General features: G+C 62.1%; 5 protein-coding genes and 1 riboswitch. All 5 genes read right to left on the minus strand.

Annotated features, from left to right (window positions below; all coding sequences use genetic code 11):
• Entirely contained in the window at positions 1-1,026 is a 1,026-nt protein-coding gene (locus ACQ4W4_RS23315; protein ID WP_436543966.1) for a FecCD family ABC transporter permease, read from the minus strand.
• Positions 1,027-1,114: 88 nt separating this feature from the next.
• A complete protein-coding gene (locus tag ACQ4W4_RS23320; RefSeq protein WP_436543967.1) occupies positions 1,115-2,986 on the minus strand; it encodes a TonB-dependent receptor domain-containing protein in 1,872 nt (623 codons plus the stop codon).
• Positions 2,987-3,114: 128 nt separating this feature from the next.
• A riboswitch (cobalamin riboswitch) is annotated at positions 3,115-3,356 on the minus strand.
• 44 nt (positions 3,357-3,400) lie between these two features.
• Positions 3,401-3,955, minus strand: coding sequence for a histidine phosphatase family protein (locus tag ACQ4W4_RS23325; RefSeq protein WP_436543968.1), 555 nt, complete (start codon positions 3,953-3,955; stop codon positions 3,401-3,403).
• Positions 3,956-3,959: 4 nt separating this feature from the next.
• Positions 3,960-4,766 carry an adenosylcobinamide-GDP ribazoletransferase gene (locus tag ACQ4W4_RS23330; protein ID WP_436543969.1) on the minus strand — a complete coding sequence of 269 codons (807 nt, stop codon included), beginning with the start codon at positions 4,764-4,766 and terminating at the stop codon, positions 3,960-3,962.
• A gap of 4 nt (positions 4,767-4,770) precedes the next feature.
• Complete coding sequence (gene cobT / locus ACQ4W4_RS23335) at positions 4,771-5,811, minus strand: nicotinate-nucleotide--dimethylbenzimidazole phosphoribosyltransferase (RefSeq protein WP_436543970.1); 1,041 nt, start codon at positions 5,809-5,811, stop codon at positions 4,771-4,773.
• Positions 5,812-6,349: the final 538 nt, after the last annotated feature.

Raw genomic sequence — 6,349 nt, forward strand, 5'->3', positions numbered from 1 at the left:
TCATCTCCTGCGCAGCCGGTGCAACTGGTACAGGAAGACGGGCGCGCCTATCATGGCCGTGACCACGCCGACGGGCAGCTGCAAGGGCGCCAGCACGGTGCGCGCAAGCGTGTCGGCCAGTACGAGGAAGGTGCCGCCGGCCAGCGCGGCAGCCGGTATCAACAGGCGATGGTCGGGACCGCAGGCAAAGCGCAGCGCATGTGGCACGATCAGGCCGACGAAACCCACGCTGCCGGCGCTGGTGACGGCGCTGGCCGTGAGCAGGCCGGAACAGAAGAACAGTCCCTTGCGCAGGGCGCCCACGCGCACGCCCAGGGTGCTGGCCGCTTCCGCGTGCAGCGCCATGACGTTCAGCGAGCGCGCGCAGCGCAAGGCGAAGACCATGGCGCCGGCCAGGACCAGCCAGGGCATCAGCCGCGCGGGCGCGCCGGACAGGTCGCCGATCATCCAGAACACCATGCTGCGCAAGCGGCTTTCCGGGGCGATGGACAGCATCAGGGTGACGATGGCCATGCAGGCCGAGGCCAGGATCACGCCCGTCAGCAGCAAGAGCGAGGCGCCGCCTTCGGCCGCTGTGCCGCCGCGCAGGTCGCGGCGCGCAAAGAAATACAGCAGCATGGACACGCCGACGGCGCCGGCAAAGGCGGCCGCGTCGACGACCCACAGCGCGCACATGAACAGCAGCGCGGCCAGCGCGCCAACGGAAGCGCCAGCGGAAATGCCCAGTACGTAAGGATCGGCCAGGGGATTGCGCAGCAGCGCCTGCATCATCAGGCCGGCCAGCGACAGCGCCGCGCCGGTGACAAAGGCGGTCAGCGCGCGGCCCAGGCGCAGGTCGAGCAGGGTGGCGGCGAGGGTATCGGTCTTGCCTTGCACGACGTGGAACAGGGCGGAAGGCAGGTCGGCGAGCGGAATCGCGATCGAGCCGATCATGCCGGAGAAAATCAGGCTGGCAATCGCGCACACGATCAGCACCGTGAGGATGACGGTGGCGCGGTGGCGCATATTGCGGAAAAATGGGTGCATGTACTGCCTTAAAAACGGGGACTGCAGAACTGCATCTGCGGGCGACGGCGGCATGCCATCGCCCGCAGCTTACATCATTACTACTAGCTTATTTCACGCCGTAACGCAGGCCGACGAAGACTTTCGAGCCTGGCGTTGCGTAAAAGCGCGCCAGCTCGTAGTCCTTGTTGGCGATATTGTTCCAGCGAGCCAGTACCGACCAGTCGCGGGCGAACTGGTAGGTGGTGTATAGGTTGACCAGGCCGTAGCCACCCAAAGTGTTCTTGTTAGCGGCATCATCGAAACGCTTGCCCGACAACTGCCACTCGGCGCCCGACGTCAGCGCGCCAGTCGTGTAGTCGACGGCGAAGTTGGCGTGCTGCTTGGCGCGGCGTTGCAGCTGCTTGTCCTTGGTTTCATCGCGTGGATCTTGCAGGTCGATGTTGCCGCTGACATTGAATGCGCCGAATTTGCGCGCGCCAGCGAGTGTCAGGCCTTCCAGCAACGCCTTGTTTACGTTGTAGGCGCAGCCAAAGCTACCGTTGAACAGCGGATCCGGGCAAGGTGTGGTGTTGACCAGCAGGTCAGTGACCTTGTTGCGGTAGTAGGTCGCGCTCAATTGCGACACATCGTCGTTGTAGTGCAGACCGATTTCCGCGTTGCGGCCCGTTTCCGGCTTGTTGGACGCCAGGCCATAGCCCGGGTAGTACAGTTCATTGAAGGTTGGTGCGCGGAAGCTGGTGCCGTAGCTGACGTTGGCGCGCAGTGCATTGCTGATGCGGTAGCCGTAGGCGACGCTGCCCGTATTGTGTGTGCCGAATGCCGAGCTGTCGTCGCTGCGGCCGCTGATATTGAACAAATGCGAGCCACGCACCATGTTGTATGCGGCGGCGAAAGACTTGGTGTTGCGTGAGCCGGTCACTTCCGGCGTGCTGCTCGATGTCACGTCTTCATCGCGGTAGCTGGCCAGCAGTTGCAGGTTGTCACGGCCGAAGCGGATGTCATTTTGCCAGGTGATGTCGGTCTGTTTGGTGTCGATCTGGCTCTTGCCCCACGATTCGGCGCTGCTGTCGTCGCCCGACTTGTCGCGTGCTTCCGCGTAGCGCAGTTCGCTGGTCCAGTTGGGCAGGAACTCGTTCTTTGTGAAGACGGAGATGTTTTCCAGTTTCTGGTTGCTGCGCGCATCGTAGCCAGGACCGGCGTCGTACTGTGCCTTCAACTTGCTGTTCAGGAGAACCAGGCCGACTTCATGGCCCTTGGCCATCTGGTAGCCGAACTGGCCACTGATGCTTTCCTTGTCGTAGCCGTCCTTGTCCGGGTTGTAGGTGAACGAGGAAGCGCCCAGTTTCGAGGCGGAGAAGCCGTCCGACTTTTCCTTGCCAGCGGTCAGCGCGTAGCTGAAGCTGTTCGCGCCGCCCGTCGAACCGGCAACGCTGGCTTCCGCCTGGCGCGTGTTGTTGCTGCCATAGCCGGCGAAAGCGGAGAAGCGCGTGGCGCCGTCGCCTTTCTTGGTGAAAATCTGGATCACGCCGCCGATGGCGTCGGCGCCGTACATGGTGCTCAAGGGGCCGTAGACGATTTCAACGTGGTCGATGCTCGACAGGGGCAGGGCGCTCCAGTTGGCGGTGCCCAGGGTGGACGAGCCGATGCGCACGCCGTCGACCAGCACGATATTCTGGTTGCTGTTCGCGCCGCGGATGAATACGCTGGCCGCGGTGCCCGCGCCGCCGTTGCGAGTCACTTCAATGCCGCGCTGCTTTTGCAGCAGGTCGATCAGCGAGCCGGCGCCCGAGCGCGCGATGTCTTCCGAGCTGATGGTCTGCGTATCGCTCAAGACTTCGCTCAGGTGCTGCGGGTAACGGTTGGCGGTGACGACGATGGGATCGAAGGTGTCTGGCGTGGCTTGGGCGAAAGCGGCAGGCGCGGCAATGGCTAGCGCGAGCGACGTGAGGGCCGCGTGGCGGGAAACAGCATGAGTCATGATAGTTTTCAGTAAGTAATATGCAACCAGCCGACGTCCCCGTAGGCCAGATTGAACAGAAGTGGGAACTGAAGATGACGATCGAAGACGGCCAGTCGGCCATTCGGATCGCGAACATCCCCGTTCGCGCACTTCCACCTGTCCTGGCCGGTATCCGGGCTGGCAAGTACGGCTATCCCACCTTCCCATGCTCGATGATTGCAAGCACAGTGGTTGTCAGAGATAGCTTGTCGTCCGCTTCTTGTCGGAGGGGGCGACACTTGCTTACCGTTGCGGGGGCAGCACACGTTCACCGCAGTCGCGGCATCGTGTTTCCCGTTTAACTGCGCTCATGGACATGAGCGCGGGCACCAAAACCCGGTCATTATACGTGCAGTGGGCGTGGACTGAAATGGCCGGCTGGTCGATTCGATATCAGAAATCGACGACGACCGTCGCACCATAGGCGATTTTATGGGCGGAACGGGCGGCCAGCAAGGCCGTTTCCTCCAATGGCAGCCTGCCCTGCAGTGCCGACAGCAGGCGGATGGTGCCCGCATGGCAGATGATGACGGCAGTTTCGTGTTGTTCGCGCAACAGATCGCCTAAAAACGCATCGACGCGGGCGGCCATCGCCAGCACATTCTCGCCTCCGCCGGGGCGATACCAGGCCAGGTCGGCTGCCCAGGCATCGATTTCCGCGCGCGCAATCGCGTGCCAGGGCTGCATTTCCCAGGTGCCGAAATCCATTTCGGCCAGCCGGGCATCAAAGTGTAATTCGCTCGCGGGCAGATCCTGCGCCAGGGCCGTCGCCAGGATAGCGCAGCGGCGCAGCGGACTGGCGTAAAGCGGCACACCGGCCGGCAGCGTTGCTTGCAGGCTGGCGCGCACCGTCGCCATTTCGTGCGGCGCCACCGCCACGTCGCTGCGGCCGTAGCAGGTGCCGCTGGTGACGTGTGGCGCAGGGTGGCGGACGAGGATCAGGCGCATGGTGTTAATAGAAGCGTGTAGGCGGCTGAAAGCTGGAAAGGATGGCCAGGTAGACCGCCACTTCGGCCAGTTGCTGCACGGCGCCCAGGCAGTCGCCCGTGTAGCCTTGCAGGCGGCGCTGGCACTTGCGGCCCAGCCAGAATGCGGCAGCCGCCGCCGCCACGATGGCAAAGACCAGCGCCGCCCAGTCAACTATCCCCAGCATGCCGCAGACGATGGCAGGCAGCAGGCCGCAGACGGCGGCGATGATGAATTCTGCCGTGGTCATTTCCTGCGCCATCGGTTTGGATTTTCCTTCGTCGCGCGCATAGTCCATGAACCGGATCAGCGAGACGGCCGCCAGGCGCGAAAGCGGGTGGGCGATGAACAGTGTCGCCACGACGATGTGTGGCGGCAGCGAGGCCAGCGCCGTGCACTTGATGGCCAGCAGGCAGACGATGCCGATGGCGCCATACGCGCCGATGCGCGAATCCTTCATGATTTCCAGTACCCGCTCGCGCGTCAAGCCGCCGCCGAAGCCATCGCACATGTCGGCGAAGCCGTCTTCATGGAAGGCGCCCGTCAGGTAGATGCCGGCGGCGACGGCCAGCAGCACGGCCACCGCCGAAGGCAAGAGCCAGCTGGCCAGCAGATACACCGCGCCGCTGATGGCGGCCACCACCAGGCCCACCAGGGGAAAGTAGCGCGAGGCGTGCTGCAGCCAGGCGGGCTCGAATCCCACCCAGCGCGGGATTGGCAGGCGCGTGAAGAACTGCAGCGCAATGAAGAAGAGGCGGCACTGATGGACTGCGGCGGAAACGGGATTGGTCATGATCTTAGTCTGGCGTGGACTTTTCGCTGACCTGGGCCGAGGCGAAGGTGGCCATTTCGCGCATGAAGTTGACGGCCGCGTGCAGCAGCGGCAAGGCCAGCGCCGACCCCGTGCCTTCGCCGAGGCGCAAATCGAGGTGCAGCAGCGGCCGCGCTCCCAGGCTGGCCAGCAACTGGCGATGGCCATTTTCATCGGAGCAGTGCGAAAACACGCAGTAATCGAGGATGGCTGGCTGCAGGCGCGCCGCCACCAGCAGTGCGCTGCTGACGATGAAGCCATCGATCAGCAGAATCATGCGCCGTTCGGCTGCCTTGAGCATGGCGCCCGCCATCATGGCGATTTCGAAGCCGCCGAAGGTGGCCAGCACATTGAGCGGCTCATGGGCTGCCGCATGATGGGCGACTGCCGCTTCGATCACCTGCTGTTTATGCAATATGCCTTCCTTGGACAGGCCGGTGCCGGCGCCCACGCAGTCGGCGACCGGTGTTTGCGTCAGCTTGTGCATCAGGGCGGCGGCAGCGGTGGTGTTGCCGATGCCCATTTCGCCAAAGCCCAGCACATTGCCGTCCAGGGTGGCGACCAGGTCCATTCCCGCCTGCATGGCGGCCAGGCATTGCTCCTCGCTCATGGCGGGTTCCTTGGCAAAGTTGCGCGTGCCGGGACCCTGCTTACGGTCAAGCAAGCCGTCGCGTGGTCCGAAGTCGTGGTTCACGCCGGCGTCTACTATATAGAGGGCGCAATCGGCCTGGCGTGCAAAGACATTGATGGCGGCGCCATTGCCAAGGAAGTTTTCCACCATTTGCCAGGTCACGCTTTGTGGATAAGCGGAAATGCCTTCGGCGACGACGCCATGGTCGGCCGCGAAAACGATGATGGCAGGCTGCTGCAAGGTCAGTTGCGTGCTTTGCTGGATCAGGCCGATCTGATGGGCCAGGGTTTCCAGCAGCCCCAGGCTGCCCAGCGGCTTGGTCTTGCTGTTGATGGCGTGCTCGAGTTCGCTGGCCAGAGCGGGATTGGCGGTGGGTAATATATGTGGGATAGGCATGGGAATCTATATGGATGAGGCAGGATGCGGTCGGCGCTACGATATCACACAGCAATATTTGCCCAACTGCAAAATAGCGCTTGCGAGGTCTGCGTGCCTTGGCTATAATTCGCCCCCTCGCTGAACGACGCATGCAAATGCAGCGTAAAGTGAGAAAAAAGAAGGAGTTGACGGACGTAGCGAAATGCTTCATACTCTTCCTTCTTAGCAGCTGACAAACACAACGCTTTGTCAATAGCGCGAGAGCAGTAAATAAGCAGTAACCGAATACAGTTCTTTAACAATTAACAGTCGATAAGTGTGGGCATTTGATGTCAGTGCAGCGCTGCGCAAGCAGCGTAAAACTTAAAATATCAAATGTTCACGAATAAATAAATGAAATAGGACGCTTCGCAAGAAGTGGCCTGTCAGTTGTTTTTGAAGTGAGCGACCCGTCAGCAATGACGGTGCCGGTAAAACGGCAAAGTAACAGAGATTAAACTGAAGAGTTTGATCCTGGCTCAGATTGAACGCTGGCGGCATGCCTTACACATGCAAG

This window comes from Janthinobacterium glycogeni (assembly GCF_051380725.1).
Classification (GTDB): Bacteria; Pseudomonadota; Gammaproteobacteria; order Burkholderiales; family Burkholderiaceae_D; genus Janthinobacterium.